We start from the raw sequence: 25,862 nt of genomic DNA, 5'->3' as shown, positions 1-25,862 counted from the left end.
TAACTCTGCGGTGGTCCTTTGTCCATATCATGCTGATGATCGGCCCGCCCGGTTCAGGCAAGTCGATGCTCGCGCAGCGCCTGCCCTCCATCCTGCCGCCGCTGTCGCCGCGCGAACTGCTCGAAGTGTCCATGATCGCGTCCGTCGCCGGCGAACTGGCCGAGGGGCGTCTGACAGACCGGCGCCCGTTCCGCGCACCGCATCACTCCGCCTCGATGGCGGCTCTGGTCGGCGGCGGGTTGCGGGCCCGGCCCGGCGAAATCTCGCTTGCCCATCATGGCGTGCTGTTCCTCGACGAGTTTCCCGAGTTCTCGCCACAGACGCTGGACGCTTTGCGTCAGCCGCTGGAAACGGGCTCCTGCATGATCGCACGCGCCAATCATCGCGTCAGCTATCCGGCGCGCATCCAGTTGGTCGCGGCCATGAACCCGTGCCGCTGCGGCATGGCCGGTGAGCCCGGATTTCGCTGCGCGCGCGGCGAGCGCTGCCGCACCGAATATCAGGCGCGTATTTCCGGGCCGCTGCTGGATCGCATCGATCTCAGGATCGAGGCGCCGGCGGTTTCGGCCACCGATCTGATCCGGCCGGGCAAAGCGGAAACCAGCGCCTCGGTCGCGGTTCGCGTGGCGCGGGCGCGTGAGATTCAGCGGGAACGGTTTGAGCTGGCCGGTTCCGATGGCGTGCTCACCAATGCGCAGTGCCCGCCGTCCCTGATCGAAACGGTCGCCGCGCCCGACCAGGCGGGGCTGGCCCTCTTGCAGGACGCCAGCGAGAAGCTGGGCTTTTCCGGCCGCGCCTATCACCGCGTGTTGAAGGTGGCGCGCACGCTGGCCGATCTCGATGGCAGCGAAACCGTGTCGCGCATCCATCTGGCCGAGGCGATTTCCTACCGTATGGACAGCCAGCGCATGGCGAACGCCGCGTGAACGCAGGAAACGCCGGTCCATCGCCGATTGTTTGCGTTCATGCGTCTTCGATGCGCAGCATATGGTTATCCCAGACATGATCGGGATCGTTCAGCGATTTGCCGTCCGGGCCGATGATGGCGCCGCCGCCGGTCGTCGCCAGAAAGCCCTTGCCGTCGGGCGCGACGCCGCACACTTCGGTCATGTCCCGCCGTGAAAGAACCCTGCCGCTCGCGGCCTCGATCACGGCCAGCGAGTTGCCTTGCGGCGAGGTGACGGCCACCGTGCCGGTAGCCGGATTTGCCGCCACCGAGCCGACATAGTTGCGCAGGCTGGCCAGAACGTCCTGCGGCATGTCGACCAGCGAAATGCCCTTGTCGCGCGTGGCCTTGCCGACCAGCGGTGGCAGGTCCGTCGCCGCGCCGCGATACTGGCAGCCGAACCAGACGTTGCCATCGGCGTCATTGTCCATGTGCCGGATCGACAGCTTGTGCAGGTCGGCCGGCAGTTCGTGCTTTTCGAGCAACGCGCCGCTGACGCGATCGACCAGCACATAGGAGGGTTCCATGCTGGCGATATTGAGTTCGGCCCGGCCGAAGTCCGGATGGGTCTCGATGCCGCCATTGGCGATGGCCAGCGTGCGGCCGTCGCCGAGCAGGAGAAGTTCGTGGGGGCCGACGCCATAGGTCGGAAACTCGCCGATGCGCTGAAAGCCGGAACGGGCGTCATAGACGCCGACCATGCCCTCGGCATTGTCGAAATCGTTCTCGGTTGCGTAGAGCAGCGCGCCGTCCTTCGAGAACACGCCATGGCCGAAGAAGTGGCGGTCGGGGAGGCTGGCGATGGTTAGCGGTTCCTCGCGACCCTTGTGGTCGAACACCATGGCGAAGGTGCCGGGCTGGCGGGCAAATACGACCGAACGCCCGGAAACCGGATCGAAGGTCACGTCATGGCCGCGATCCGGCAGGTCGACCATGTGCAATATTTTGCCGTCTTCGGAAAGCACCGCCGCGCCGTAGCTGCCGTTGCGGCGCACGAAGGCGGTGGCGAACACGGCGTCCGCAGCCAGAATGCCCGCCCAGGCGGAAGGGGTCATCGCTGCGGCGAAACCGACGCCTGCTGCGCGCAGGAAATCCCGGCGGTCGATCAGTGGCGTGCGCATTGCGATGCCTTTCCCGTTTTGGCCGTCAGTCCCCGTCGAGCGACGAGAAACCGGCGGTCAGCCCGAATTCCCCGCTCAGCCGCACACCGAACAGGTTGGACAGGCTGGAGGTGACGGTGCCGAAATAATCGAGCCTTTCGCGCCGTGCCGAATCTGTGAGAACCTCTTCGACCGGCCCATCCAGGGACCGGACGGCTTCCGCACCATTGGCGAGCTGGATTTCGATGGATTCGGCAATCCACCGCGCCTCGGGCGACAGCGCGTCGGCCAGTTGCGAGGCCCGGAACAGCCCGCCCAGCCCTTCGAGATCGGCGGCCAGCGATGCGGCCGTGCCCTGCGAGCGCCAGTAGAGCGCCTGCTTCGGCTTGTCCTTTTCCGGTCGCGAGCCGAGGAAGCCCCTGAGCCGTACGTCGCGGACCATTTCAAGCCCGTTGATGAACACGCCCATCAGTTCTGTCACGGCTTCAGAGCCGTTGCGATAGGTGAGATTATCGGGGCCGGGATTGGCCCAGATCGCGGCGAACCCGTTCGTGTCGTTCCATGCGTCGCGGACGTCGGCGCTGATGGCGGCGATATTGCCGGCCACCACCGCCCCTAACGTGCAGCGGTAGGTTCCCTCGTTTTCCGCAAGCTTCTCCGAATCCGTGCCGAACAGCACATATTCCAGCGCGCCGAAGCCCTGCATGGCCACGCTCTTTCCGGCAATCTTCGCCGCGTCGGCGGCGTCGGGGTCTTCGTTGGCGAGGGCCGCCTGAACCTGCCTGAGGCCGATGCCCTTGCGGTCCGGCCAGAACAGCATCCGTTCCAGCCTGTTGTTTTCACGGATCGGGCCGAAGGTGATCAGTTCCACCTTCGACCAGCCCTCCACGGCCAGCGCGAAACCGTCGCGCGCGGCGTCGAGGGCGGCCTGCGAAGGAGCCTTGCAGAGGGCTTCGACCGATTTTTCGAGCGATGCGGCGCGCTCGGCGAGATCGCCATAGGCGGGGCGGATGAAGCCGTCGATCGCCTGCCCGATCACGCTGGAAGCCGGCACGGCCGCCTGGCTTGCGGCCGGCACAAGCAAGGATAGGGTGAAAGCCAGCGCCAGTCGTTTCATCTAGAGCGACTCCAGGAACCTGATCAGTGCGGCGCGTTCTTCGGCGCTCGCAGCGACGAACCGGTCGCGCGCGCCTTGCGCCTCGCCGCCATGCCACAATATGGCTTCGGTGAGGTTGCGCGCGCGCCCATCATGCAGGAAAAATGTGTGATTGTTGACCCGTTGCGTAAGCCCGATGCCCCACAGCGGCGGCGTGCGCCACTCATATCCGTCGGCGACACCCACCTGCTGGCCATCGGCAAGGCCTTCGCCCATGTCGTGCAGCAGGAAATCGGAATAGGGCCAGATGAGCTGGAAGGCGTGCGCCTTGTTCGGCGCATCGCGGCGGGTGACGAATTTGGGCGTGTGGCAAGAGGTGCAGCCCATGCCGTAGAACACCTGCTTGCCCGCCAGAACCTCGGGTTCGCCGAGGTTGCGCCGCGCGGGCACGGCCAGATGCTGCGAGTAGAACGTCACCAGATCCATGATCGGCTCGGGCGCTTCGGTGTCGCCCAGGCGCGGCTGAACGCCGTTCGGCATGTCCAGGCAGGCTTTTTGGGCCTGCGTGCAATCGCCCCAGTGATGCGGCGCTTCCGGAGAGGAAATGCCAATGTCGCCGGCCAGCGCGTCCGAGGACTGCTGGCGGATCGTGGCCGACTGCGCCTTCCAGCCGAAACGGCCGAGCATCAGTGCGCCGGTCAGCGTGTCGCGTACGATTGAAGCCTTGCCGGAAATGCCGTCGCCATCGGCGTCGTCCGGGTCGGCGTTGGCGAGGATGTCGGCGGGATGGATCTGCTCGACCAGCCCGAGGCCGATCATCGGATTGGCGATGCGCGGCGACAGCGTCGTGCGCCTGTCGAGCGGGCCGTAGCCGAGAGTCTCAATCGAATAGGCCGGCTTGCGCAGGGAAACGACCGCACCGTCGTTGAACGTGACCGGCACTTCTTCATAGTCGATGCGCATGCGCCCTTCGCTGACCAGCCCCGGCACGGCCAGATCCTGCAACTGCGTGCCGTAGACGGGGTCGGGAAAGTTGAGCGCCTGATGTGAAGCAACCGCTTGCTTTTCCTCCTCCGTCTCGGCTTCGCGCGCCAGCCGCAGAAACATGGAGGTGGCGTCGGCGCTGCCTTCGGGCGGATGGCCGCGTCCGTCCTTCAGGTGGCAGCTCTGGCAGGCGCGGGCGTTGAACAGCGGCCCGAGGCCGTCCGACGCCTGTGTGGAGGAAGGCGACGACACCCAGTTCTTGCGGAAGATGGCGTTGCCGAGCTTGAAGGCGCCTTCCTCCTCGAAGGTGATGTTGGCGCTGGAGTGCGAGAAGGAATCGGCGTTGACGCGCTTTTTCGTGGTGCTTGCGCCCCCCTGCATCAGCTCGAACTGCTCGGGTCTGGAGAAATCGCTGGTGGGCGTGGTTATCGCCCTGACCCGGTCGAGGTCTTTCGGCGTGAGGTCGTCGCGCATGGCGGGGATGCCCGGCAGGTCCTGCGCCATGGCGGACGCCGCGAAAGCAAACAGGGCGACAAACAACACTTCACGTGCCGGATGCCGCCACCCGGCCGCATAGACGATATCTCGCCCGGACATTTGCGGGGTAAGGTGATGCGGCAGGCTGGTGCCGGCCTGCCGCCGGCGGCGCAGAAAATCTACAATGCGCCGCATTCCCGCATGTCCTATTCGGCCTCGTTTGCCGGGGCGGCGTTAAGAAGGCCGTATTTCTCCTCACCAAGCGAAGCCAGCAGATCAAGCTGCGTTTCAAGGAAGTCGATATGGCCTTCCTCGTCAGCGAGCAGTTCCTCAAACAGCTTCATGGTGACGTAGTCGCCCAGTTCGTTGCAGATCTCGCGCGACCGCTTGTAGGAGGTGCGCGCGTCGTATTCGCCCGCCAGATCCGATTCCAGCACTTCCTTCACGTTCTGGCCGATGCGCAGAGGCGCTACGGATTGCAGGTTCGGATGGCCTTCCAGAAAGATGATGCGCGCCACCAGCTTGTCGGCGTGATGCATCTCCTCGATGGATTCCTCGCGTTCCTTTTTCGCCAGCTTCTGATAGCCCCAGTCTTCCAGAAGACGATAGTGCAGCCAGTACTGGTTGACCGCGCCTAGCTCCAGAAAAAGGGCTTCGTTAAGCCGCTCGATGATTTGTGGGTCGCCTTTCATGGGTCCTGCTCCCGTATTGGACGCGCAATTCTCTCACGCGATCCAAGTGTGAAACGATATCCACGCCGCCCGCCTCCGAGCGTGCGTGGTATTCCTCGGTTACCCGAATGATCGTTTCGACCACATTTGGGAAGCAGCCGCAACAGCGACCGCGCTTCTTCATATAGTGATAGACCTTCGCCGGAACGATCAGTTGCCACGGATCGGTATCCAGCAGATCGGTGATCGCCCTTTCGATCTCCTTATCGGTAATGATGTTGCAGTGGCAGATCAGCATGTCGTTTTCGGCCTGGCTGAGCGGCGCGCTTCAGCGCCGCCATCGCTGGAAGAAAGAGGGCGGTGTTTCCTTACTCGAAAACCTTGTCCGGCGCGTCGAGGCTGTCCGAGCCTTCGAAGGCGATGGCGTCGAGCTTCAGCGCGGCGACAATGCGCTCGATCGATTTGGTCTGGTCGACCAGCGCGTCGATGGCGGCCTGCACGGTGGCGTTGCCTTCCGTGTTGCCTTCGCCGATCTGCTGATCATAGGCTTCGCCGCCTTCCGCACGCGCCGCGATGGCTTCCATCCGGGCGACGGTGGCGTCCAGCTTGCCGCTCAGTTCGGTGTCGAGCGCCGGATCGCTTTCCTTGACCAGAGAGGCCAGGGAGGGTCCTTCAACGGTCGAGCCGTCGATACGCTTGTAGCTGCCCAGATAGGCTTCGCGGATACCGACCGCATCGTAGAGATGCGAGATATGGGTGTTGTCGGAGAAGCAGTCATGCTCCTCTTCGGGGTCATGCAGCAGAAGGCCGAGCTTCATGCGCTCGCCGGCAAGCTCACCATAGGAAAGCGAACCCATGCCGGTGAGGATGGTCGAGAGGCCGGTCCTGTCGTCGCCGTCTTCCAGCGCCTTGCGGGCCTCGCCGCCGTCTTTCCAGTTGTCGACCATTTCCTGCAGGTCGGCGACCAGCAGGCTGGAGGCCGACTTCAGATATTCGGCGCGGCGCTCGCAATTGCCGCCGGTGCAGTTGGCCTTGTCGTAGTCGGTGAAGGGACGCACGCCGGCGCCCGGACCGGTGCCGTTGAGGTCCTGGCCCCACAAAAGGAATTCGATGGCGTGATAACCGGTGGCCACGTTGGCCTCGATGTCGCCGGCCTCCTGAAGCGTGCCGGACAGGAATTCCGGCGTCAGGCTGGAGGCGTCGATCTCCTGACCGTCGATCTCGATTTTGGCGTTGGCGATGACATTGGCCGTGTAGAGGGTGTTTTCATCGGATTCGGCGCCATAGCCGGCGTCGACATAGTCGATCAGGCCTTCATCCAGCGGCCAGGCGTTCACGCGGCCTTCCCAGTCATCGACAACGGCGTTGCCGAAGCGATAGACTTCCGTCTGCTGGTAGGGAATGCGTGACGCCTTCCAGGCCGCCTTGGCGGCGTCGAGCGTCTCGTCGGAAGGATTGGCGATCAGGGCGTCGATGGCGACATCCAGAGCCTTGGCGGTTGTCAGCGAATCCTCATATTTCGCGAGGGCGATGTCGGCATAGGTCCTGACGACAGCTTTCGCATCGGTCTCCGCCTTGGCCGGCAGCACGAAAACGGCCGCCGTCAACGCCGCGGTGGCCCCGATCGCCGCCATTCTGGCCATGTAGCGGGTCGAAACCCAGCTTCTGATCATCGCTCTCATCTCCTCAAAAGAGTTCGACTGACCGTCTGTCGGCGCCGGGGAGGCGACCGGAACCGGCAGAACGGACGGCTTCGACGGAAGGAGATGAAGTTGCGCTCGGCACGGCGTTTCGCCGCGGACGGGGCAGGACAAATCCACGACGGATCTTGCCGGCACGTAACAACATCGAAGCCTCCAATCGAAAGGGTTAAAGGCCCTTACATCAAAGGAACGCGCAAAAACGCTCTTTCATAAAGCGCTGCAAATGCCGAAAGTCAATCGGAATCTTAAAAAAGAGCAATCAAAACAATAGTTTAGAATTATTCTAAACTGATTAGCTCATGTTTTGGGATCTCTCATGCTGCGATTAGCGATTGACATCGCATGCTTGCCGGTGCGACCCCCGATTTCGCCTTGTTGGCGCTCACTCTGGCGGGCGTCTCTTGGTATGCGACCTCACAATCGCCATCTGTTGGCCAATCTCGCCTCTAACGCCCAAACCCGGAAAGCTGGAGCGATGAAGAACGGAACGATCATTGTTGGAGCCGGCCACGCTGGCGTTCAGGCCGCGGCCAGCCTGCGCGAAGAGGGCTATGACGGGCCGGTCGTGCTGATCGGCGAGGAAAACGAGCTGCCCTATCACAAGCCGCCGCTCTCCAAGACCTTCATCAAGGACGCGGAAGCCAGACCGCAGTTGCTGCGCGGCGAAAATTTCTACGTAACCAACGATATCGACTATCGCCCCGGACTGCATGTCGCCCGTATCGACCTTGCCGGCCGTCGCCTCGAGCTTGCCGGCGGCGCGCCGATCACCTTCGACCGGCTGGTCCTCGCGACCGGGTCGCGGCCGCGCAAGCCGCCCATAGAGGGAGTGGGTCTGGCCGGCGTGGTCTCTTTGCGGGAAGTGGCGGATGCGCGTCTCATTCGCGAACTGAGCGCGACCTGCGCCGACGTGGTGGTTCTGGGGGGCGGCTTCATCGGGTTGGAGATCGCTGCAACGCTGCGCGCGGCCGGGCGCAACGTCACAGTTGTCGAGGCGGCCGACAGGCTCCTCGGGCGGGTCGTCGCGCCGCCGATCGGCGCGCATGTGCGGCGGCGTCTCACCGAACTTGGCGTACGCATTCTCACCGGCGCGACTGTCAGCCGGCTTAAAGGTGAAAACGGACATGTGTCCTCGGCCCTCACCTCTGCCGGCGAGCGCCTGCCGGCGCAACTCGTCATCGTCGGCGTCGGCGTCGTGCCGAATGTCGAGCTGGCCGAACGTGCCGGAATTATCGTCTCGAACGGTATTCGCATTGATGAACGAATGCGCAGTTCCGTGCCGGAAGTCCTGTCGGTCGGCGATGTGGCGTCCTACCGGCACTGGCTCACCGGCGGCGATGTGCGGCTGGAATCGGTGCAGAACGCCACCGACCAAGCGCGGCTGGCTGCGCGCACCATCGCGGGCGGCTCGGACGCCTATGCCGCGGTGCCGTGGTTCTGGTCCGATATCGGCGACATGAAGTTGCAGATGGTGGGGCTTACGGCCGGCGCCGACAGCCATGTGATCGTTGGAGAACCACAGGAGAACAGGTTCTCCGTCTATCACTTCGCGGGCGGGCGGCTGGTGGCCATCGAGTCGGTCAACCGCCCCGCCGATCATATGCTGGGCCGCAAGATGCTGGCTGCCGGCTTTTCACCTTCGCGGGAAATGGTTCTGCAAGGCGCCGATGCGCTGAAGGCGGCGCTCGCCGCTGTGGGATGAACGAAAGCCCCGGCTGCGTGGCGGCCGGGGCTTTGCGAAACGGAACCCGTGGTGGCTTACCTGCGCGCCAGCAGGTCGCGGATCTCGGTCAGCAGGGCGACGTCCGCCGGCGGCGGCGCCTCTGTCTCGGCAGCAGTCTGGCTTTCGACGCGCCGACGCACATTGTTCACCGCCTTGACCATAAGGAAAATGATCCAGGCCAGGATCACGAAGTTCAGCAGAACGGTGATGAACGAGCCGTAGGCGAACACCGCGCCCTGCTGTTTGGCTGCCTCGAGAGAGGTTGCTGTGACCGCCGAAGACAGCGGCAGAAAGTAGTTGTTGAAGTCGAGGCCACCGAAGATGGCGCCGACGATTGGCATGATGATGTCGTTGACCAGCGAATCGACGATACTGCCGAAGGCGCCGCCGATGATCACGCCGACAGCCAGATCCATCACATTGCCTCTGGAAATAAACTCCTGAAATTCCTTCAGCATTTGCCTCTCCAATAATTGCGGCATGCGCCGCCGATGTTAAAAGCCCCGTTTGTCCGAAGCCCGACGGACAATAGCAGAAACCGTGGGTTGAAAAACTTGGAAATTGCAGCGCGGCTTCCTTGCCGGGGCCGGGCCGAAAAACGCAATCCGCTTGCGGATCGATCCGGCGTTCAATCGAAATATCGAAGCAAGTCAGAAACCATGGACGCCGCGGGGCGATACGCGCCGAAGGTCGCGGTGGACAGGCTTTGCCGGCTGTGCTTGCCTCGCGGTTGAGGAAGTCGTGGAAGTTGGGCCGTGCTGGGCTGGTTGATTGTCATCGCCGCCATTCTGTATGTGACGATGCTGTTCGCCGTCGCCGCTTTCGGCGATCGCCATGCGGCACGGCGCGGCCCGATCGCCTCGCGTCCCTACATCTATTCGCTCAGCCTCGCGGTCTACTGCACGTCGTGGACGTTTTTCGGCTCGGTCGGCCTCGCCTCCGAAAGGGGGCTTGAGTTCCTGACCATCTATGTCGGACCGATCCTGATCTTCGTTTTCGGCTATCCGTTCCTGAAGCGCGTCATCAGGCTGAGCAAGGCCGAAAAGATCACCTCCATCGCCGATTTCCTTGCGGCCCGCTACGGCAAGAGCTTCGCCGTGGCCTCTATCGCCACTATCATCGCCACCGTGGGCGTCATCCCCTATATCGCGCTGCAACTGCGATCCATAGCCGGCTCCATCGGGCTCATGGCGGCGTTCTATTCGCCCGACGCGATCTCCGACGAATTCGTCTACCGTGACGTCGCTTTCGTCGTGGCCTTCCTGCTGGCCGTCTTCGCCGTGCTGTTCGGCACGCGCCACGCCGACGCCACGGAGCATCAGGACGGACTTGTGCTGGCGATGGCGGTGGAATCCGTCATCAAGCTGGCGGCGTTCCTCGCGGTTGGCGTCGCGGTCACGCTGTTCCTGTTCAGAGGTCCCGGCAATCTCGTCGAGGCCATGCGGGCCAACGAGATGGTGCAGGCGTCCATCGGCTTCCAGACGCCGCTGGCGAGCTGGATCGTCATGACGCTGCTCGCGGCGGGCGCCATCATCATGCTGCCCCGGCAGTTCTACATGACCATCGTGGAAAACCGCAGCGAGCAGGAATTGAAGACGTCGGGATGGCTGTTCCCCCTCTATCTCGTGCTCATCAACCTGTTCGTGCTGGTGATCGCTTTCGGCGGCCTCACCGTGATCGGCGACCGCGCGAGCGCCGACCTCTACGTGCTGGCCGTTCCCCTGTTCAACGGCCATGACGCCATGGCCATGATCGCCTTCATCGGCGGGCTCTCGGCTGCGACCGCCATGGTGATCGTGGAGAGCGTGGCGCTGTCGATCATGATCTCCAACGACCTCGTCATCCCGCTGGTCCTGCGCCGCCTGCTGCGCTCGGCTTCCAGCGAGCGGGAGGACTGGTCGAAGGTCATCATCGTCATCCGCCGCGCGGCGATCTTCTGCATCCTGTTCGTGTCGTTCCTCTACTATCTGGAGATGGCCGACAATGTGCGCCTCGTCGCCTTCGGCCTCATTTCCTTCGCGGCCATCGCCCAGTTCGCGCCGGCCTTCGTCGGCGGCCTGATCTGGCGCGGGGCCAACGCCCGCGGCGCGGTGCTGGGCATGATCGCCGGCATCCTCATGTGGGCCTACACGCTGTTCGTGCCTTCGGTGCTGCCGGCCGAAACCCCGTTCCTGCTGGAGGGACCGCTTGGCATCGCCGCCCTGAAGCCTCAGGCGCTGTTCGGCACCAGCGGCGAGCCGCTGACCCATGGCGTGCTGTGGAGCGTCGCCATCAACATCGTGTTCTACATACTGGGCTCGCTGTCGCGGGCGGCCTATCCGCGCGAACGCATCCAGGCTTCGATCTTCGTGCCGCGCGAAGCGAGCCCGATGCCCAGCCTGCGGCGCATGCGCACCGGCGTCACCGTCAATGAAATCAAGGACACTATCGCGCGCTATCTTGGCGTCGAACGGACGGAGCGCTCCTTCCAGTCTTTCGAGCAGCGCGAGGGACGCAAGTTCCCTGGCCATGCGCCGGCAACGGCCGAGACGCTGCGCTTCGGCGAGCAGCTTCTGGCCAGCGCCGTCGGCTCGTCGTCGGCGCGTCTGATCCTGTCCTTGCTGGTGCAGCGCCACGACCGCTCGGCCAGGCACGCCTTCCGCCTGCTCGACGACGCCTCGGATGCGCTCCAGCAGAACCGCGACCTTCTCCAGATCGCGCTCGACCAGATGGAGCAGGGCATCACCGTCTTCGACAAGGATTTGCGGTTGACCTGCTGGAACCGGCAATACCGCCTGCTGTTCGACCTGCCGGATGACATGGGCCAGGTCGGCGTCACGCTGGCGCAGATCCTCAGCCATCTCGGCGAGCGCGGCGACATAACAGCGGCGGAGGAGATCGCGGCCCTCGACCGGCTGACCCGCTTCGGCGAGCCGTGGCAGCTCGAATTGAGAACCGGCGGGCGCATACTGGAGCTGCGTTCAAATCCCATGCCCGATGGGGGCATCGTCGCCACCTATGCCGACATCACCCAGCGTATGCAGGCCGACCTCGCCCTGAAGCGGGTGAACGAGACCCTGGAGCAGCGGGTGGTCAGGCGCACCGCCGAGCTCACGCAGGTCAACGAGGAACTGGCGCAGGCGCAGAAAATCGCCGAGGAGGCGAATCTGGGCAAGACGCGTTTCCTCGCCGCCGTCGGCCACGACATCCTGCAACCGCTCAACGCCGCCCGCCTCTATTGCTCCTCGCTCATCGAGAAGGCGACCGGCGGGCCGCTTGGTGAAGCGGCGGTCAACATCGAATCCTCGCTGGAATCGGTGGAGACCATTCTGGGCGCCGTGCTCGATATATCCCGTCTCGACGCCGGCGCCCTGAAGCCGGAACAAACCGTTTTCGGCCTCGACGGATTGCTCCAGCATTTCGCCACCGACTTCCAGCCCATGGCCGCGGCAAAGGGGTTGCGGCTGCGCATCGTGCCCTCGTCCATCCGAGTGCGCACTGATCGCAACCTGTTCCGACGGCTGATCCAGAACCTGGTTTCCAACGCCATCAAGTACACGCGCAAGGGAACGGTTCTGGTTGGCGCGCGCCGGCGTGGCGATCTGGTGGAAATTCAGGTGATCGACACGGGCATCGGCATCGAGGCCGATCAGCTCAACACCGTGTTCCGCGAGTTCACGCGTCTCGACGAGGGAGCGAGGGAGGCGGAAGGGCTGGGGCTCGGCCTCTCCATCGTTGATCGTATCGCCCGCGTGCTGCACCTCGAGATCCGCATCTTTTCGGAAGCCGGAAAAGGCACGCGGTTTTCCGTGCTCATGCCCATGGCGGTGGGCGAGGTGGAGCTGCCGGTCCAGCGCCAAGTGGCGCCGCCGCGACCGTTTTCGACGCTGTCGGGACTGGAAATCCTGTGCATCGACAACGACCCCCGCATTCTGGAAGGCATGCGCCTGCTGCTTGAAGGCTGGGGCTGCGAAGTCGCCACCTGGTCGGGCATGCGTGACTTTCTGGAAACGCGCGAGCGGCGGGCCGCGCCTGACATCATCCTTGCCGATTACCATCTCGACGGCGAGAACGGTCTCGACGCTATCGACCGGCTGCGCGAAATCTATGGCCCCGACACTCCGGCGGTGCTGGTGACGGCCGACCGGTCGACGGAGGTGCGCGCGGCGGCCGAGGCGCGCGGCGTCTCCGTCATCAACAAGCCGGTGCGGCCGGCCGTATTGCGCACCTTGCTTTCACGCGTTCGGCCGCTGGCGGCGGAGTGAAGCTTGATCCCGAAAAGTTGCAGGTTTTTCGGACTAAGATCATGCAGTGGCGGCCAGGTCGGGCTCTCAGGCCGCCGCGATGGAATCCGGGCCGATCTTGGAAAGCTGGATGACGGCCTGCGTGCGGCTGTCGACGCCGAGCTTTTGCAGGATCGCCGAGACATGCGCCTTGACGGTGGCTTCCGACACGCCGAGTTCGTAGGCGATCTGCTTGTTGAGCAGGCCTTCGCCCAGCATGGAAAGAACGCGTGTCTGTTGCGGCGTCAGCGTTTGCAGGCGGCGGATGAGGTTGGAGATTTCCGGGTCGCTTTCCTTGCCGAGGTCCAGGGCCGCCGGGGCGGCGATGCCGCCATCAAGCACGGTGCGTACGGCGTTGCGGATTTCTTCCATGCTGGCCGACTTGGAAATGAAGCCCGACGCGCCAAGGTCGAGCGCGCGGCGCACCGTGGTGGGATCGTCATGCGCCGAAATCACCACGATCGGCACCGAGGGATGTGTGCCGCGCAAGGAGATCAGGCCGGAAAGCCCGCTTGCGCCGGGCATGGCGAGGTCAAGCAGAAGAAGATCGATCTCGTCGTTGGCGAGCAGCGCCGCCTTGGCGCTCTCGAAATCGCCTGCTTCGAGGATCGACGGCGCATCGCCCATACCGGCGATCGCTTCTCGCAAGGCCCCTCGAAAAAGGGGGTGATCGTCGGCGATGACGAAGGTGTAGCCTGCCGGCACTGTCTTCCTCCCTGTCCAGCGGTCAGGTGCGCCGGAGGACAGTCGCCAAATTATGCGGCGAGGTGCGCCGATTTCAAGCGCAAACTGCGCATCTTCCGCTCATGTGCGGTCCGGCGCAGGCTTGGTGTCGGGGGAATCCCGTTTTTCCAGATCCTTCACGATGCCCATGAAGGAGCGGAAGAAACGTTCCATATAGCCCATGGTCCTGTTGAATTCCTCTTCCGTGGGCAGGCTGGATTCCAGTTTTGCGGTCAGCGAGTTCTCGAGCCTGGCCACGCGCTCTTCCAGGGATTTCAGCTGATCCTGCAGGCGGTCCATCTCGTCCTGGGCCATTGTGCGCTCGTCCGCCGCCATACGGCAGACAAGCTGGCCGGACTGCTCGCGGCAGGTCGACATGGCCCCCGTGGTGGTGTCCATGCGCACATAGCCGTCTTCGGTCTTTTCCAGCCGGTAGCGTTCGGCGTCGCTTTCGGCCGCGGCCGGGGCTGAAAGCAGGGCGAGCAGGGGCAGGGCGATCAGGGCGCGACCACGCATGACGGTCTCCTTCCGGCCGACAGGGCCAAAAACATCGGCGATAGAACGCCCACATCAGCATAAGGTTCATTGTGCCCGAAATGGGGATGGCCGAACAGGTGCACTTTCCATGGCGGGCGGCAGGGTCTATAGCCCGCTCATGTCGAGCCTCATCTACAAGATCGTGCCGCGTGCGCTGTGGCAGGAAGCCGAACGCACCGGCAGTTTCACCGGCGCGCCGGTGGATCATGCCGACGGCTATATTCACTTTTCGACCGCCGATCAGGTGCGCGAGACCGCCGCAAGGCATTTTGCCGGGCAGGAAGACCTGCTGCTGGTGGCGGTGGACGGCGCCGCGCTGGGCGAGGCCCTGCGCTGGGAGCCCTCACGCGGCGGCGCCATGTTCCCGCATCTTTACGCGCAACTCCCGGTTAGCGTCGCGCTTTGGGTGCGTCCGCTGCCTCTGGGGGCAGGCGGGCGGCATCAGTTTCCCGAACTGGAGCGATCATGACCGCGCTGGATGCGATCGGCAGGAAGCTGCTGTTTTCCCTCGACCCTGAAACCGCCCATGGGCTGTCCATCGCCGCGTTGCGTTGCGGCTTGCCGGTTGGTCCGCGCGCGCCGCGCGACGAGCGTTTGCGGGTCAGGCTCTGCGGGCTCGATTTTCCCAACCCGCTCGGCATGGCCGCCGGCTATGACAAGAACGCCGAGGCGCCGGACGCACTGCTCGGGCTAGGCTTCGGCTTCGCCGAGGTCGGCACGGTCACGCCGTTGGCTCAAGCCGGCAATCCGCGCCCGCGCATCTTCCGCCTTGTCGAAGACGAGGGGGTGATCAACCGGCTGGGCTTCAACAATGAAGGCCATGACGCGGCCGAACGCCGGCTTCTCGCCCGCAAGCGTAAGGGCGGCATTGTCGGCGTCAATATCGGGGCCAACAAGGACAGCGCCGACCGCATCGCCGATTATGAGCGCGGCGTGGCGCGTTTTGCGCCGCTCGCCTCCTATCTCACCGCCAACATCTCCTCGCCCAATACGCCGGGCCTGCGCAACATGCAGGCGCGCGAGCACCTTGCCGAGCTTCTGTCGCGGCTGGTGACCGCGCGTGAGACCGCCTCCGCACAGCCGCCGATCTTCCTCAAGATCGCCCCCGATCTGGTCGAGGCCGAACTGGAGGATATCGCCGCCGAGGTTCTGACCAGCGGCATCGAGGGCGTCATCGTTTCCAACACCACCATTTCGCGCCCGCCGCTCAAAAGCGGCTCAGTGGCCAGCGAGACCGGCGGTCTTTCCGGCAAGGTGCTGTTCGAGCGATCGACGATCGTTCTGGCGAAGATGCGCAAGCTGCTTGGCCCCGGGATCGCCATCATCGGTGTCGGCGGCGTCAATTCGGCCGAAACGGCGCTGGAGAAGATCCGCGCCGGAGCCGACCTCGTCCAGCTTTACACGGGCATGATCTTCGCCGGCCCGTCGCTTCCCGCCCGTATTGTCACCGGTATGGTCGAGGCGCTGCGGGCGGACGGTCAGGCATCGGTTCGCGAACTGCGTGACAGCAGGCTCGACGCCTGGGCGACCAAGCCGCTCTGAGAGGATTGCCAGCAAAAGTGCGACGCGGTTTTGCGTTCGGCGCGGCGTCAAAAAAAGGATCAGATTGCTTCTGAACTCGCGGGGCCGGGCGCGAAGGTTGCGCGCTCGCGCCGCGGCAGCATGGCGGCGAGGCCAATCCCGCGAAGCAGCAGGAATATGTGCAGCGCCAGCCACAGGCCGTGATTGCCGAGCAGCGGCGTCAGCGCCATCATGGTGGCCGCGAAGGCGGCCAGCGACAGCAGCATGGTGTTGCGCATGTCGGCGGACCATGTGGCTCCGATAAAGACGCCGTCCATCTCGAAGGCGAGCACTGCGCTCATCGCGGTGAAGGCCGCCCATGGCAGGAAGGTGGCTGCAAGCTCGCGCACATCCTCGGCGGTGGTGAGAAAGGCGATCAGATCGCCGCCCCAACCCAGCAGCGCGGCGGTGGCGATACCGGATAGAACGAAACCCCACAGCGCGCACAGCCGCACGGTGCGGCGAAAGGCGATGCGGTCGCCAGCGCCGACCGCCCGGCCGGCAAGCTGCTCGGCCGCTGTGGCGAAACCGTCGAGAAAGAAGGCGGTCGCCATGAAGAAGTTCATGAGCACGGCATTGGCCGCCAGCGTCACCGTGCCGAATTGCGCACCCTGCCGGGTGAACAGTGCGAAGGTCGCGATAAGGGCGAAGGAGCGGATCATGATGTCGCGGTTCAGCGACATCATGCGCCCGATGGCGGGCATGTCTGCGATCCGGGCGAGGCCGACGCGCGGTCCTGTGCGGAACCGCGAGAGCACGATCGCCATGCCGGCCAGCATCGCGGTGAGTTCGCCCCCGACCGTGCCCCAGGCCACGCCGGCGACGTTCCAGCCAAGATGCAGGCCGAGCACCAGCGAAAAGGCGATGTTGGTGCCGTTGAGCAGAAACTGGAGCGCCAGCGCGGTCTTGCCGTCTCCGCGGCCGAGCAGATAGCCGAGAATCGCATAGTTGATGAGCGTGAACGGCGCGCCCAGCAGGCGGATGCGGACATAGGTGTCGAGCGCGCGGTTGACCTCGGGCTCCGCGCCGAGAAAGCTTATGCCGCCCGTCGCGATCAGGGGAGCCAGTAACGCGACGGCCAGGCCGAGGACCAGCGCAATGAGAAAGGCGCGCCAGAACACGGCCTGTTCCTCGCCGCTGTCTCCGGCTCCGAGGGCCTGCGCCACCAGGCCGGTGGTCCCCGAGCGCAGAAAGCTCAGCGTCGAGAAGACGAAATCGAACACCAGCGCGCCGGCGGCCAGCCCGCCAAGCATGGCCGCATCGCCATACTGGCCGATGATCGCCGTGTCGGCGAGCCCGAGCAGCGGCGTCGTCATATAGGCAAGCGTCATCGGCACGGCGATGGCCAGCACCGTACGATTGGACACGGTGAAGGCCTGCGCCAGCTTGGGCCGAGTGTTCACGCTATCTTCGCCCCTGATGCGGCATAGGCCGAAGCCGGCTACTTGCGGTAGTTGGCGATGCGGATGAGCAGGAAAGCGGGGATCACGATCGCCGCGCCGAGCAGAACATAGCCAAGCACGCGGTCGATGGCGCGAAAGCCGAGATTCCAGATGTCGACGAAGAAGCTGCGGATGCCGATGACGACGTCATAGGGCGACCAGCCGAAGGCGCTCATCACCAATCCGACGAGGAAGGACACGACCAGAAGCTTGAGAAGGACACGCAGCGGCGAATCGCCGAGGAAGCGGGCAAGGGCGGACACGGCGTTCTCCTTCACATCCGTTCCTTCCCAAATAGGCAAGTGCCGGCTTGCCCGCAAGCAAAACCCGCTGGTGGTTTTTGTGTCCGGCGAAGGCGGGTGAAAGCGAGCGCTTTGTGATTGCGGCGGGCGGCCGGCGCATGCTAACGAAGCGCAGCGCGGGTATGATGTAATGGTAGCCTGTCAGCTTCCCAAGCTGAACGCGCGGGTTCGATTCCCGCTACCCGCTCCAGTCTTCCATTGCAATCCATCGAAATCTGAAAAGGCTCTCCGGTCGCAGCCGCGTTTCTGCGGCGGCCCGTTGCGCGCCCTGCTTCGTTGCAGGCCTTTCCGATTATAGTGGCGGAGGACGGCGTTGGCTGCTCTGTCGGGCCATCAGCTCAAAGCCGAGATCGACGACCGGCGCCTTTACAGGCCTGTCTTCAATTCGGTCGATCAGCATTCTGATCGACCGTTCTCCCATCTCCTGACGGAATGTCCTGACGCTGGTGATCGAAGGGTTGGCGACCGCCATCATCTCAAGGTCGTTGAAACCGCAAACGCCCATTTCCGCCGGCGTCGCGATGCGTCGGCGCTGGCATTCAAACAGCACGCCGAGCGCCAGGTCGTCATTGTTGCAGAACACGGCGTCGGCGTTCAGCTCCTTCTCCAGCAGGAGGCCGAGCAGTTCGCAGCCGAGCGTCACCGTCGAGGAGCGTGGTGTGGTGACGATCAGCCGCTCGTCGAACAGGCCGGCCTCTTCCAGCGCGCGGCTGTAGCCTTGCAGTCGCCGCCGGGTTCGCGGGTCCATGCGGGCGCCGAGGAAGGCGATGCGCCGGTAACCCTGCCCGACCAGATGGGCGGTGGCGGCATGGGCGCTGCGCACATGGGAGAACCCCACCATCATGTCGATAGGATCGTCTCCGGTTTCCATGATCTGGACAATCGGGCAGGAGGCCTGCTTCAGCAGCGCGCGCGAGGCCGGCGACTGGTCGATGCCGGTGACGATCAGCCCCGCCGGCTTCTGGCTGAGGAAGACGCGCAGCAGGTTCTCTTCCTCCAGGTTCGAATAGCGGGTGTTGGCGAACTGGAGATCGTACGGGCTGTCCTGCGCCACCGAATAGATGCCGCGCAACACATCGGCGAACACATTGTTGGTGAGCGAGGGGATCAGGATGCCGATGACGTTGGTGCGGGCCGAGGCCAGCGCCCGCGCCGCCGGATTGGCGAAGTAACCCAGCTCCTCGATGACGGCGAGAATGCGCTCGCGAACGCCAGGCGACACCAGTTCAGGCCGGCGCAGCACCCGCGAAACGGTGGCGGAACTGACGCCTGCCGCTTTGGCCACGTCCGAAAGCCTGACACGTGCGTCCATCGATTTTGCTCCAGCCTCTGGACGAGTTGTGTCATCGATTTGGAAATTTGAAAAGTCGCATTGACAATGAAAGCGCTTTCATTCACAACTCCGTCGAGACTTGTCGAGGGAGAGTGTTGTGGGCCTCATGCCGACACCAGCCGCCAACGCCGACGGCCGGGCCAGATATGTTCTGGTCATGGGCGTTAGCGGTGCCGGAAAGTCAACGATTGGAAGGGCGCTGGCCGAAAGGATGGGCGGCAGCTTCATCGAGGCTGACGATCTTCATCCGCAAGAGAATATCCGCAGGATGTCGGAGCGGGAGCCGTTGACGGATGCGGACAGATGGCCGTGGCTGAAAGCGATTTCAGAAGCCGCGATCGCCGAAATGAACAAAGGTGGCGGCCCGGTCGTCATTGCCTGCTCGGCGCTGAAGCGCAGCTACAGGGACGTGCTGCGCCAGGCGCTGTCGCCCCTCTCGATCGTTCATCTGTCGGGACCGGTCGCGCTGATCCGCGCCAGGCTTGGGGAGAGGCACACCCATTTCATGCCGATCGAACTGCTGGACAGCCAGATCGAGACGCTGGAGGCCCCGGACGAGGAGGAGGGCGTTTCCTTTTCCATCGAGGACAGCCAGGCGCATATCGTGGCGGGAGCCTTGCAGGCGATGGGCTTTTCCCGGCATGGCGTTGGGGAGGCGTGATCCGATGAGCGGCGATATCTGGCGCTGGAGCGCGATGGACATAGCTGCTGCGGTCCGCGAAAGGCGGGTTTCCTGCCTTGAGGTGGTTGAGAGCTGCCAGGAGCGGATCGATGCCGTCAATCCGGCCGTCAATGCAATTGTCGATGTGATGGGCGCTCAGGCGCGCGCGGTCGCCGGCGAGGCCGATAAGGCCGTCGCCCGTGGCGACAGGCTCGGCCCCCTGCATGGCGTCCCGGTCACCGTCAAGGTCAATATCGACGTGGCGGGGCGGGCTACGACCAACGGCGTGGCGGCTTTCTCGGACCGTATCGCGGCGCAGGATTCGCCGCTGGTGCGCAAATGGCGCGAGGCGGGGGTCATCATCCTCGGCCGCACCAATACGCCGGCCCTGTCCTTTGGCCTGTTCACGGACAACAAGCTTTACGGGCCCACGCTCAATCCATGGGATGCGGACGTGTCGCCGGGCGGATCGAGCGGCGGGGCCGCGGTTTCGGTCGCCACCGGCATGACGCCGCTCGCCCATGGCAATGACAGCGGTGGCTCGATCCGCTATCCCGCCTATTGCTGCGGTGTTTTCGGCATGCGTCCGACATTCGGTCGCGTCCCTCATTATAGCGGCTCAGCGCCGGCTGATCTGCCGATCATGTCGCAGCTCGCCGTCGTCAACGGGCCTTTCGCGAGAACGGTGGCGGATCTGCGTGCGGGGATGTGGGCGATGTCCGGCCATGATCCGCTCGATCCGTGGTCCGTGCATGAACCGGTGGCGCGCCCCGGCCGGCCCGAACCCTGCAAGGTGGCGGTGCTGAGCGGGCTCGACGGTGTCGCCCGCGATGAGGAAACGGTCGCGGCGGTGCGGCAGGTCGCCGCTTGGCTGGCCGACGCCGGCTATACGGTTGAAGAGATCGCGCCGCCCCGCTTCGCTGAAGCTTCGATGCTGCGCGACCGGTTGCTGATCCATGAAATCCGCCGGCACATGCTGGATCAGATCGAGGCGCATGCGCCGGCTGCCGAGATCAATGAAGCCCACGCGCTGCTCGACGCCACGCCGCATGTCGATTTCGAACAGTTCCGTGAGGGGCTGGCGAGGCGCACCTCCATAATCCGCGACTGGCTGCTGTTCATGCGGACCTATCCGCTTGTGCTGACGCCGACCGCCTGGCGCAAGCCGCAGCCGGCGAATTTCTATGCCGATCCGGTCGCGCTGACGGAGGCGATGGTGCTCGAGTTGTCGCCGCTGCACGTTCCGCCGCTGCTGGGGCTGCCTTCCATGGCCGTGCCGACCGGTCTCGCCGCCGGCGTGCCGATGGGCGTTCAGCTGATGGCCTCTCAATTCGAGGAAGAGCGCCTTCTGGTGGCCGCCGAGGCGATCGAACTCCGTGCGGGCGTGCTGACGCCGATCGGGCCTGCCAAAGATGCGGGCGGGACCGGCGGCTGAGTTCAGGATTTCACGCGGACCCGCCGGGTCCGCAACCCACGCCGGTCCAGGCCGGCGGCATCGTTCGATTGAAGCCGGCCCTGATGGCCGACAAAAGAGGAGGAATGGAAATGCGTAAATCCATGATGGCGCTCGGCGCGGCGCTGGCGCTTGGCGCTGCCGTACCGGCAGCTTCGGCCGAAGAGATTGTGATCGCCACGGTCAACAATGGCGACATGATCATCATGCAGAAGCTGTCGAAGGAATTCGAGGACAAGACCGGCATCAAGCTGCGCTGGGTGGTGCTGGAGGAAAACACGCTGCGCGAGAGGCTGGCGGCCGACATCGCCACCAAGGCCGGCCAGTACGACGTGATCTCGGTCAATTCCTACCAGACCCTGCTCTGGGCGAAGATGGGCTGGCTGACGAAGCTGGACGATTTCAGCGCCGATTACGATTATGACGACTTCATCACTGCGACACGCGACAGCCTCAGCGTCGACGGCGTCATGTATGGCGCGCCCTTCTATGGCGAGAGCCTGATCACCTTCTATCGCAAGGATCTGTTCGAGAAGGCCGGTATCGAGATGCCGGCGAAGCCGACGATGGACGACATCGCCAGCTTTGCCGAGAAAATCACCGACCGCGAGAACGGCATCAACGGCATCTGCCTGCGCGGCAAGCCGGGCTGGGGTGAGAACACGCCGCTGATCACCACCTTCGTCTCGGCGCTGGGCGGCGAGTGGTTCGACATGGAATGGAAGCCGCGCCTGACCAGCGAGCCATGGCGCGAGGCGCTGACCTGGTATCTCGACGTGATGAAGAAGGCTGGTCCGGCCGGGGCCTCGACCAACGGCTACAACGAAAACCGGGTGCTGTTCAGCAGCGGCAAGTGCGGCATGTGGATCGACGCCACCGTGACCGCCGGCTACCTGCTCGATCCGAAAGAATCGAGCGTCTCCGAAACCACCGGCTTCGCACCGTTCCCGATCACCGACAAGAATCCGGACGCGGCCGGCTGGAGCGGAGCATGGGCGCTCGCCATCCCGGCCAGCGTGACCGACAATGCGCCCGCCGCCAAGAAGTTCATCGAATGGGCGACGTCCAAGGAATACGCGCAGCTCGTCGGCGAGCGCGAGGGCTGGTTGCTGGCGCCGTCGGGCACCCGCAAGTCGACCTATGCCGCGGCCGAATACCAGAAGGTGGCCGAGCCTTTCGCCGACAAGGTGCTTGCCGCGATCTCGGCGGTGAACCCGACCAAGCCGACGGTCAACGAAGTGCCCTATACGGGCGCGGGCTTCATCGACATCGCCGAGTTCCAGGCGCTTGGCACCACGGTCGGCCAGAACATTGCTGCCGCGCTGACCGGCGCCAGGACGCTCGACCAGGTTCTGGAGGAATCGCAGACCTATGTGGAGCGCACCATGGAGCGTGCAGGGTACTACAAGAAGTAGGTTTATTGTGCTGTATCGCGGCCGGTTCTCCCGGCCGCGATATCCCGCCGGCTTCAGGGTGCTCCATCGGGCGGTTCGACCACGAGACTGGAAGTGGATAGGCTATGTCTGGGTATCGGGTGAAAGGGGCGGCCCGCCTCGCTCTGGCGCCATCGGTGGCGTTGCTGATCGTGGGTATGATCGTGCCGCTGGCGACGACGCTGTGGCTGTCGTTCCGCTATTACAACCTCATGAACCCGGCGCTTGGCGGCTTCGCCGGCCTGAGCAACTATGAATTCTTCCTCACCGACCCCGCCTTCGGGCAGGCGATCGTCAACACCATCCTTCTGGTGGGCGGGGTTCTCGCCATCACGATCGTCGGCGGCATCCTGCTCGCGCTTCTGTTCGATCAGCCCATGTGGGGCAGGGGCGTCGCGCGCCTTCTGGTCATCGCTCCGTTCTTCGTGATGCCCACCGTATCGGCGCTGGTGTGGAAGAACATGCTCATGCATCCCGGCTACGGCATCTTCGCCTGGCTGGCGATGAAGCTTGGCTTGCCGCCGGTCGAGTGGCTGAGCAATTACCCGTTGTTTTCCATCATCCTTATCGTCGCCTGGCAGTGGCTGCCCTTCGCCACGCTGATCTTCCTGACCGCGCTGCAATCGCTCGACCATGAGCAGCAGGAGGCTGCGCGCATGGACGGCGCAGGCCCCTTCGATCGCCTTGTGCACATCATCCTGCCGCATCTGGGCCGCGCCATCACTGTGGTCATCCTGATGGAGACGATCTTCATCCTCGCCATCTTCGCCGAGATCTTCGTCACCACCAGCGGCGGGCCAGGCTACGCCTCGACTAATCTTCCCTATCTGATCTACGTCCAGGCGCTGATGCAGTTCGATGTGGGCTCCGCTTCCGCCGGCGCGATCGTCGCCGTGGTGCTCGCCAACATCGTTGCTATTTTCGCCATCCGGCTTGCCGGCCGCAACCTGACCGCGTGAGGAGACCCGGATGAGATCCCTGCGCCCTATCCTGTTCAAGGCCGCCATCACCTGTCTGGGCTGGACGGTGGCCCTGCTGCTGTTCTTCCCGATTCTGTGGACCGTGCTGACCAGCTTCAAGACCGAGGTCGAGGCGATCGCCTTTCCACCGGCTTTCTGGCCGGCCGGCTGGACGCTGGAGAACTATTTCGAGGTCCAGGAAAGGTCGGAATATTTCGGCCACTTCCTCAACTCTGTCGCCCTGTCGCTGGGATCGACGGTCATCGGCATGCTGATCGCCATCCCGGCGGCGTGGTCGATGGCGTTCCAGCCGGCCCCCTCGACGCGCCACGTGCTGATGTGGATGCTGTCGACCAAGATGATGCCCGCGGTCGGCGCGCTGGTGCCGGTTTTCCTGATCTTCAAGAGCATCGGCCTGCTCGACACGCTGCCCGGCATCACCCTCATAGTCCTTGTCGGCAATCTGCCGATCATGGTGTGGATGCTCTACACCTATTTCAAGGAAATCCCGGCCGACATATTGGAGGCATGCAGGATGGACGGCGCGACCACATGGAAGGAACTCGTCTATGTGCTGTTGCCGATGAGCCTTCCGGGGGTCGCCTCCACCATGCTGCTCAACATCATCCTGGCGTGGAACGAGGCCTTCTGGACGCTCAGCCTGACGGCGGTGAAGGCCGCGCCTCTTTCGGCCTTCATCGCCTCCTATTCCAGCCCGCAGGGCCTGTTCTGGGCCAAGCTCTCGGCGGCTTCGACGCTGGCCATAGTGCCGATCCTGATCCTCGGCTGGATAAGCCAGAAACAACTCGTCCGCGGCCTCACCTTCGGCGCCGTCAAGTAGGAGTAAGACAATGGGCTCGATCAAGCTCGACGGGCTGAAGAAAGCTTTCGGCAACCAGGTCGTTATCCCGGACGCCAATCTGGAAATCGAGGACGGCGAGTTCGTGGTCTTCGTCGGCCCTTCGGGCTGCGGCAAGTCCACTTTGCTGCGGCTTATCGCGGGGCTGGAGGAGCCGACGGACGGCCGCATCCTGATCGACGGGCAGGATGTCACCCAGGCGGCGCCCGCAAGGCGCAAGCTGGCCATGGTGTTTCAGTCCTATGCGCTCTATCCGCATATGAGCGTCTATCAGAACATCGCTTTCCCGCTGAAGATGGCGGGGGAAAAGGCCGATGTCATCAAGGCGCGGGTGCAGGAGGTGGCGAAGAGCCTCGATCTTCTGCCCTATCTGGAGCGTCGGCCGCGCGCCCTTTCGGGCGGCCAGCGCCAGCGCGTGGCCATCGGGCGCGCAATCATCCGCCAGCCCGCCGGCTTCCTGTTCGACGAGCCGCTGTCCAATCTGGATGCGGCGCTGCGGGTCAGCATGCGCATGGAAATATCGGAGCTGCACCAGCGGCTGCGCAGCACCATGATCTATGTCACCCACGATCAGGTCGAGGCGATGACCATGGCCGACCGCATCGCGGTGATGAATGCAGGCCGCATCGAGCAGTTCGATACGCCGCTGGAGCTTTACCGGCGTCCGGCGAACATGTTCGTGGCCGGTTTCATCGGTTCCCCGAAGATGAATTTCATCGAAGGCGGCAAGGCGCGCGAATATGACGCCCGCACGATCGGGATCAGGCCCGAGGCCATCGACTGGTCGGCCGACAGCGGAAAATGGAAAGGCCGGATCGAACGTGTCGAGCATCTGGGTGCGGAGACGGTCGTGCATCTTTCGCTCGGCGCGGATGATACCCTCACCTTCAGGACCGCGCTGGACGAGCGCCTTGTGGCCGGTCGCAATATCCACGTGTCGCCGCGCGAGGACAGCATCTATCGGTTCGACGGCGAGGGCCGCACCCTCCCGGATCCCGGGCGGCCCGCCGTCTGATCGGTTGACGAGCCTTACGCGGCCTGCAGGGCCTCGTCCGTCGCGATGACCCGCCACATCTCGCGGCCGATGGGGCGCGGGCGCGAGAACGTCCACAGATCGGCGACGGAGGCTACCGTGGCGGGATTGTCGCCGTCGTTTGCGGCTGGGCGTTGCGTCTGGATGATGTCGGCGCGAAACAGCACGGTGACCTCGACCGCTTCCGCAGTGATGTCGGCGCTGACGATCTCGCTCGACTGAATGCCGACGAGAGCCAGTTCCAGTATCTCGCCTTTCGCCATCCGCACCCGGCAGGCTTCGGCGAAGACCACAAACACCTCCCGCGACAGCAGCGGCTGCACCGCCTCGAGGTCGCAAAGCCCGTAGGCACGCAGGATTTCCTCATAGGCCCGGCGCGCGCCGGACAGGAAGGTTTCCGCGTTGAATCCCGGATCGGCTTCCCGAAGCGCCGGGAAAGCCTGGTTGGAAGCGTCATCAGGCTGATCCGCCGTGAGATTTTCCGTCGGATCCGCCCCGTCAGCTTTCAAGAGGAAACGCAGCATCGAGACGGCCACCCACCAGGAGAGCAGGACTATGGCGGGAAGGTTGTGGGCGACGTCCGCGGTTTCGTTCATGGCGGTCTC

General features: G+C 64.2%; 23 protein-coding genes, 1 tRNA gene and 1 pseudogene. 12 read left to right on the top strand and 13 right to left on the bottom strand.

Annotated elements, in window-relative coordinates; all coding sequences use genetic code 11:
- Nucleotides 1–23: 23 nt before the first annotated feature.
- Nucleotides 24–926, top strand: a pseudogene (locus ABID44_RS12815) (YifB family Mg chelatase-like AAA ATPase); the annotation flags it as partial.
- Nucleotides 927–963: 37 nt separating this feature from the next.
- On the opposite strand, the gene ABID44_RS12810 reads toward ABID44_RS12815, so the two are convergent.
- The 6 genes from ABID44_RS12810 to ABID44_RS12785 all read right to left on the bottom strand — a co-directional run bounded on the left by ABID44_RS12810 (nt 964) and on the right by ABID44_RS12785 (nt 6,917).
- A complete protein-coding gene (locus ABID44_RS12810) occupies nt 964–2,067 on the bottom strand; it encodes a DUF1513 domain-containing protein (RefSeq protein ID WP_354152097.1) in 1,104 nt (367 codons plus the stop codon).
- Nucleotides 2,068–2,092: 25 nt separating this feature from the next.
- Nucleotides 2,093–3,163: an imelysin family protein gene (locus ABID44_RS12805; RefSeq protein ID WP_354152096.1), complete on the bottom strand. Its 1,071-nt coding sequence runs from the start codon at nt 3,161–3,163 to the stop codon at nt 2,093–2,095.
- Nucleotides 3,164–4,798 (bottom strand): di-heme oxidoreductase family protein, encoded by a 1,635-nt coding sequence (locus ABID44_RS12800; protein WP_354152095.1) that lies wholly within the window; start codon nt 4,796–4,798, stop codon nt 3,164–3,166.
- 11 nt (nt 4,799–4,809) lie between these two features.
- On the bottom strand, nt 4,810–5,295 hold the full coding sequence (gene bfr, locus ABID44_RS12795; protein WP_035026342.1) for a bacterioferritin: 486 nt from the start codon (nt 5,293–5,295) through the stop codon (nt 4,810–4,812).
- A complete protein-coding gene (locus tag ABID44_RS12790; protein ID WP_354152094.1) occupies nt 5,261–5,572 on the bottom strand; it encodes a (2Fe-2S)-binding protein in 312 nt (103 codons plus the stop codon). The genes bfr and ABID44_RS12790 overlap by 35 nt, the downstream gene beginning before the upstream one ends.
- 70 nt (nt 5,573–5,642) lie before the next feature.
- Nucleotides 5,643–6,917: an imelysin family protein gene (locus ABID44_RS12785; protein WP_378226374.1), complete on the bottom strand. Its 1,275-nt coding sequence runs from the start codon at nt 6,915–6,917 to the stop codon at nt 5,643–5,645.
- Between the two features lie 535 nt (nt 6,918–7,452).
- Between ABID44_RS12785 and ABID44_RS12780 the strand changes: the two genes are divergently transcribed.
- Nucleotides 7,453–8,679, top strand: a complete 1,227-nt coding sequence (locus tag ABID44_RS12780; protein WP_354152092.1) for an NAD(P)/FAD-dependent oxidoreductase — start codon at nt 7,453–7,455, stop codon at nt 8,677–8,679.
- A gap of 56 nt (nt 8,680–8,735) precedes the next feature.
- Here the strand turns inward: ABID44_RS12780 and mscL are convergent, their stop codons facing one another.
- Nucleotides 8,736–9,158 carry a large conductance mechanosensitive channel protein MscL gene (gene mscL / locus ABID44_RS12775; RefSeq protein ID WP_354152091.1) on the bottom strand — a complete coding sequence of 141 codons (423 nt, stop codon included), beginning with the start codon at nt 9,156–9,158 and terminating at the stop codon, nt 8,736–8,738.
- A 297-nt stretch (nt 9,159–9,455) separates the two neighbouring features.
- Here mscL and ABID44_RS12770 point away from each other — a divergent pair, with 297 nt between their 5' ends.
- The gene (locus ABID44_RS12770; protein ID WP_354152090.1) at nt 9,456–12,944 is read left to right on the top strand and encodes a hybrid sensor histidine kinase/response regulator; all 3,489 of its coding nucleotides are present in this window, start codon (nt 9,456–9,458) and stop codon (nt 12,942–12,944) included.
- 66 nt (nt 12,945–13,010) lie between these two features.
- On the opposite strand, the gene ABID44_RS12765 is transcribed toward ABID44_RS12770, so the two are convergent.
- Both ABID44_RS12765 and ABID44_RS12760 read right to left on the bottom strand, forming a co-directional pair.
- On the bottom strand, nt 13,011–13,667 hold the full coding sequence (locus ABID44_RS12765; RefSeq protein WP_354152089.1) for a response regulator transcription factor: 657 nt from the start codon (nt 13,665–13,667) through the stop codon (nt 13,011–13,013).
- Nucleotides 13,668–13,766: 99 nt separating this feature from the next.
- Nucleotides 13,767–14,201, bottom strand: a complete 435-nt coding sequence (locus ABID44_RS12760) for a hypothetical protein (protein ID WP_354152088.1) — start codon at nt 14,199–14,201, stop codon at nt 13,767–13,769.
- A 139-nt stretch (nt 14,202–14,340) separates the two neighbouring features.
- Here ABID44_RS12760 and ABID44_RS12755 point away from each other — a divergent pair, with 139 nt between their 5' ends.
- Nucleotides 14,341–14,691 carry a DUF952 domain-containing protein gene (locus tag ABID44_RS12755; RefSeq protein ID WP_354152118.1) on the top strand — a complete coding sequence of 117 codons (351 nt, stop codon included), beginning with the start codon at nt 14,341–14,343 and terminating at the stop codon, nt 14,689–14,691.
- A complete protein-coding gene (locus tag ABID44_RS12750; protein WP_378226376.1) occupies nt 14,685–15,764 on the top strand; it encodes a quinone-dependent dihydroorotate dehydrogenase in 1,080 nt (359 codons plus the stop codon). The genes ABID44_RS12755 and ABID44_RS12750 overlap by 7 nt, the downstream gene beginning before the upstream one ends.
- Nucleotides 15,765–15,823: 59 nt before the next feature.
- Here the strand turns inward: ABID44_RS12750 and ABID44_RS12745 are convergent, their stop codons facing one another.
- The gene (locus ABID44_RS12745; protein WP_354152117.1) at nt 15,824–17,113 is read right to left on the bottom strand and encodes an MATE family efflux transporter; all 1,290 of its coding nucleotides are present in this window, start codon (nt 17,111–17,113) and stop codon (nt 15,824–15,826) included.
- Between the two features lie 110 nt (nt 17,114–17,223).
- Nucleotides 17,224–17,487 (bottom strand): DUF6460 domain-containing protein, encoded by a 264-nt coding sequence (locus ABID44_RS12740; protein ID WP_354152086.1) that lies wholly within the window; start codon nt 17,485–17,487, stop codon nt 17,224–17,226.
- Nucleotides 17,488–17,642: 155 nt separating this feature from the next.
- Between ABID44_RS12740 and ABID44_RS12735 the strand changes: the two genes are divergently transcribed.
- Nucleotides 17,643–17,716: transfer RNA gene (locus ABID44_RS12735), tRNA-Gly, on the top strand.
- 102 nt (nt 17,717–17,818) lie between these two features.
- Here ABID44_RS12735 and gntR read toward each other — a convergent pair.
- Nucleotides 17,819–18,838, bottom strand: a complete 1,020-nt coding sequence (gntR, locus tag ABID44_RS12730) for an HTH-type transcriptional regulator GntR (protein ID WP_354152085.1) — start codon at nt 18,836–18,838, stop codon at nt 17,819–17,821.
- 127 nt (nt 18,839–18,965) lie between these two features.
- Between gntR and ABID44_RS12725 the strand changes: the two genes are divergently transcribed.
- The 6 genes from ABID44_RS12725 to ABID44_RS12700 all read left to right on the top strand — a co-directional run bounded on the left by ABID44_RS12725 (nt 18,966) and on the right by ABID44_RS12700 (nt 25,239).
- Nucleotides 18,966–19,520: a gluconokinase gene (locus tag ABID44_RS12725; RefSeq protein ID WP_354152084.1), complete on the top strand. Its 555-nt coding sequence runs from the start codon at nt 18,966–18,968 to the stop codon at nt 19,518–19,520.
- A 4-nt stretch (nt 19,521–19,524) separates the two neighbouring features.
- The gene (locus ABID44_RS12720) at nt 19,525–20,955 is read left to right on the top strand and encodes an amidase (protein WP_354152083.1); all 1,431 of its coding nucleotides are present in this window, start codon (nt 19,525–19,527) and stop codon (nt 20,953–20,955) included.
- Nucleotides 20,956–21,065: 110 nt separating this feature from the next.
- The gene (locus ABID44_RS12715) at nt 21,066–22,388 is read left to right on the top strand and encodes an ABC transporter substrate-binding protein (protein ID WP_354152082.1); all 1,323 of its coding nucleotides are present in this window, start codon (nt 21,066–21,068) and stop codon (nt 22,386–22,388) included.
- Nucleotides 22,389–22,492: 104 nt separating this feature from the next.
- On the top strand, nt 22,493–23,365 hold the full coding sequence (locus tag ABID44_RS12710) for a carbohydrate ABC transporter permease (protein WP_354152081.1): 873 nt from the start codon (nt 22,493–22,495) through the stop codon (nt 23,363–23,365).
- A gap of 10 nt (nt 23,366–23,375) precedes the next feature.
- Entirely contained in the window at nt 23,376–24,206 is an 831-nt protein-coding gene (locus ABID44_RS12705) for a carbohydrate ABC transporter permease (RefSeq protein ID WP_354152080.1), read from the top strand.
- Between the two features lie 10 nt (nt 24,207–24,216).
- Nucleotides 24,217–25,239, top strand: coding sequence for an ABC transporter ATP-binding protein (locus tag ABID44_RS12700; RefSeq protein ID WP_354152079.1), 1,023 nt, complete (start codon nt 24,217–24,219; stop codon nt 25,237–25,239).
- Nucleotides 25,240–25,253: 14 nt separating this feature from the next.
- On the opposite strand, the gene ABID44_RS12695 is transcribed toward ABID44_RS12700, so the two are convergent.
- Complete coding sequence (locus ABID44_RS12695) at nt 25,254–25,853, bottom strand: Tim44/TimA family putative adaptor protein (RefSeq protein ID WP_354152078.1); 600 nt, start codon at nt 25,851–25,853, stop codon at nt 25,254–25,256.
- Nucleotides 25,854–25,862 lie beyond the last annotated feature (9 nt).

Origin of the sequence: Aquamicrobium ahrensii, from assembly GCF_040545755.1 — a bacterium.
GTDB lineage: Bacteria > Pseudomonadota > Alphaproteobacteria > Rhizobiales > Rhizobiaceae > Mesorhizobium > Mesorhizobium ahrensii.
The sequence above is the reverse complement of the archived record's forward strand: the minus strand, read 5'-3'. Positions and strand labels throughout refer to the sequence as shown.

Excerpts from the sequence above, each read along its gene's own strand:
- ABID44_RS12705 (WP_354152080.1), top strand. The coding sequence starts at position 23,376 with ATGAGATCCCTGCGCCCTATCCTGTTCAAGGCCGCCATCACCTGTCTG.
- ABID44_RS12710 (WP_354152081.1), top strand. The coding sequence starts at position 22,493 with ATGTCTGGGTATCGGGTGAAAGGGGCGGCCCGCCTCGCTCTGGCGCCA.
- ABID44_RS12725 (WP_354152084.1), top strand. The coding sequence starts at position 18,966 with ATGCCGACACCAGCCGCCAACGCCGACGGCCGGGCCAGATATGTTCTG.
- mscL (WP_354152091.1), bottom strand. The coding sequence starts at position 9,158 with ATGCTGAAGGAATTTCAGGAGTTTATTTCCAGAGGCAATGTGATGGAT.
- ABID44_RS12760 (WP_354152088.1), bottom strand. The coding sequence starts at position 14,201 with ATGCGTGGTCGCGCCCTGATCGCCCTGCCCCTGCTCGCCCTGCTTTCA.
- ABID44_RS12810 (WP_354152097.1), bottom strand. The coding sequence starts at position 2,067 with ATGCGCACGCCACTGATCGACCGCCGGGATTTCCTGCGCGCAGCAGGC.
- ABID44_RS12800 (WP_354152095.1), bottom strand. The coding sequence starts at position 4,798 with ATGCGGCGCATTGTAGATTTTCTGCGCCGCCGGCGGCAGGCCGGCACC.
- ABID44_RS12700 (WP_354152079.1), top strand. The coding sequence starts at position 24,217 with ATGGGCTCGATCAAGCTCGACGGGCTGAAGAAAGCTTTCGGCAACCAG.
- gntR (WP_354152085.1), bottom strand. The coding sequence starts at position 18,838 with ATGGACGCACGTGTCAGGCTTTCGGACGTGGCCAAAGCGGCAGGCGTC.
- ABID44_RS12785 (WP_378226374.1), bottom strand. The coding sequence starts at position 6,917 with ATGGCCAGAATGGCGGCGATCGGGGCCACCGCGGCGTTGACGGCGGCC.
- ABID44_RS12780 (WP_354152092.1), top strand. The coding sequence starts at position 7,453 with ATGAAGAACGGAACGATCATTGTTGGAGCCGGCCACGCTGGCGTTCAG.
- ABID44_RS12745 (WP_354152117.1), bottom strand. The coding sequence starts at position 17,113 with ATGACGCTTGCCTATATGACGACGCCGCTGCTCGGGCTCGCCGACACG.
- bfr (WP_035026342.1), bottom strand. The coding sequence starts at position 5,295 with ATGAAAGGCGACCCACAAATCATCGAGCGGCTTAACGAAGCCCTTTTT.
- ABID44_RS12720 (WP_354152083.1), top strand. The coding sequence starts at position 19,525 with ATGAGCGGCGATATCTGGCGCTGGAGCGCGATGGACATAGCTGCTGCG.
- ABID44_RS12695 (WP_354152078.1), bottom strand. The coding sequence starts at position 25,853 with ATGAACGAAACCGCGGACGTCGCCCACAACCTTCCCGCCATAGTCCTG.
- ABID44_RS12715 (WP_354152082.1), top strand. The coding sequence starts at position 21,066 with ATGCGTAAATCCATGATGGCGCTCGGCGCGGCGCTGGCGCTTGGCGCT.
- ABID44_RS12790 (WP_354152094.1), bottom strand. The coding sequence starts at position 5,572 with ATGCTGATCTGCCACTGCAACATCATTACCGATAAGGAGATCGAAAGG.
- ABID44_RS12805 (WP_354152096.1), bottom strand. The coding sequence starts at position 3,163 with ATGAAACGACTGGCGCTGGCTTTCACCCTATCCTTGCTTGTGCCGGCC.
- ABID44_RS12755 (WP_354152118.1), top strand. The coding sequence starts at position 14,341 with ATGTCGAGCCTCATCTACAAGATCGTGCCGCGTGCGCTGTGGCAGGAA.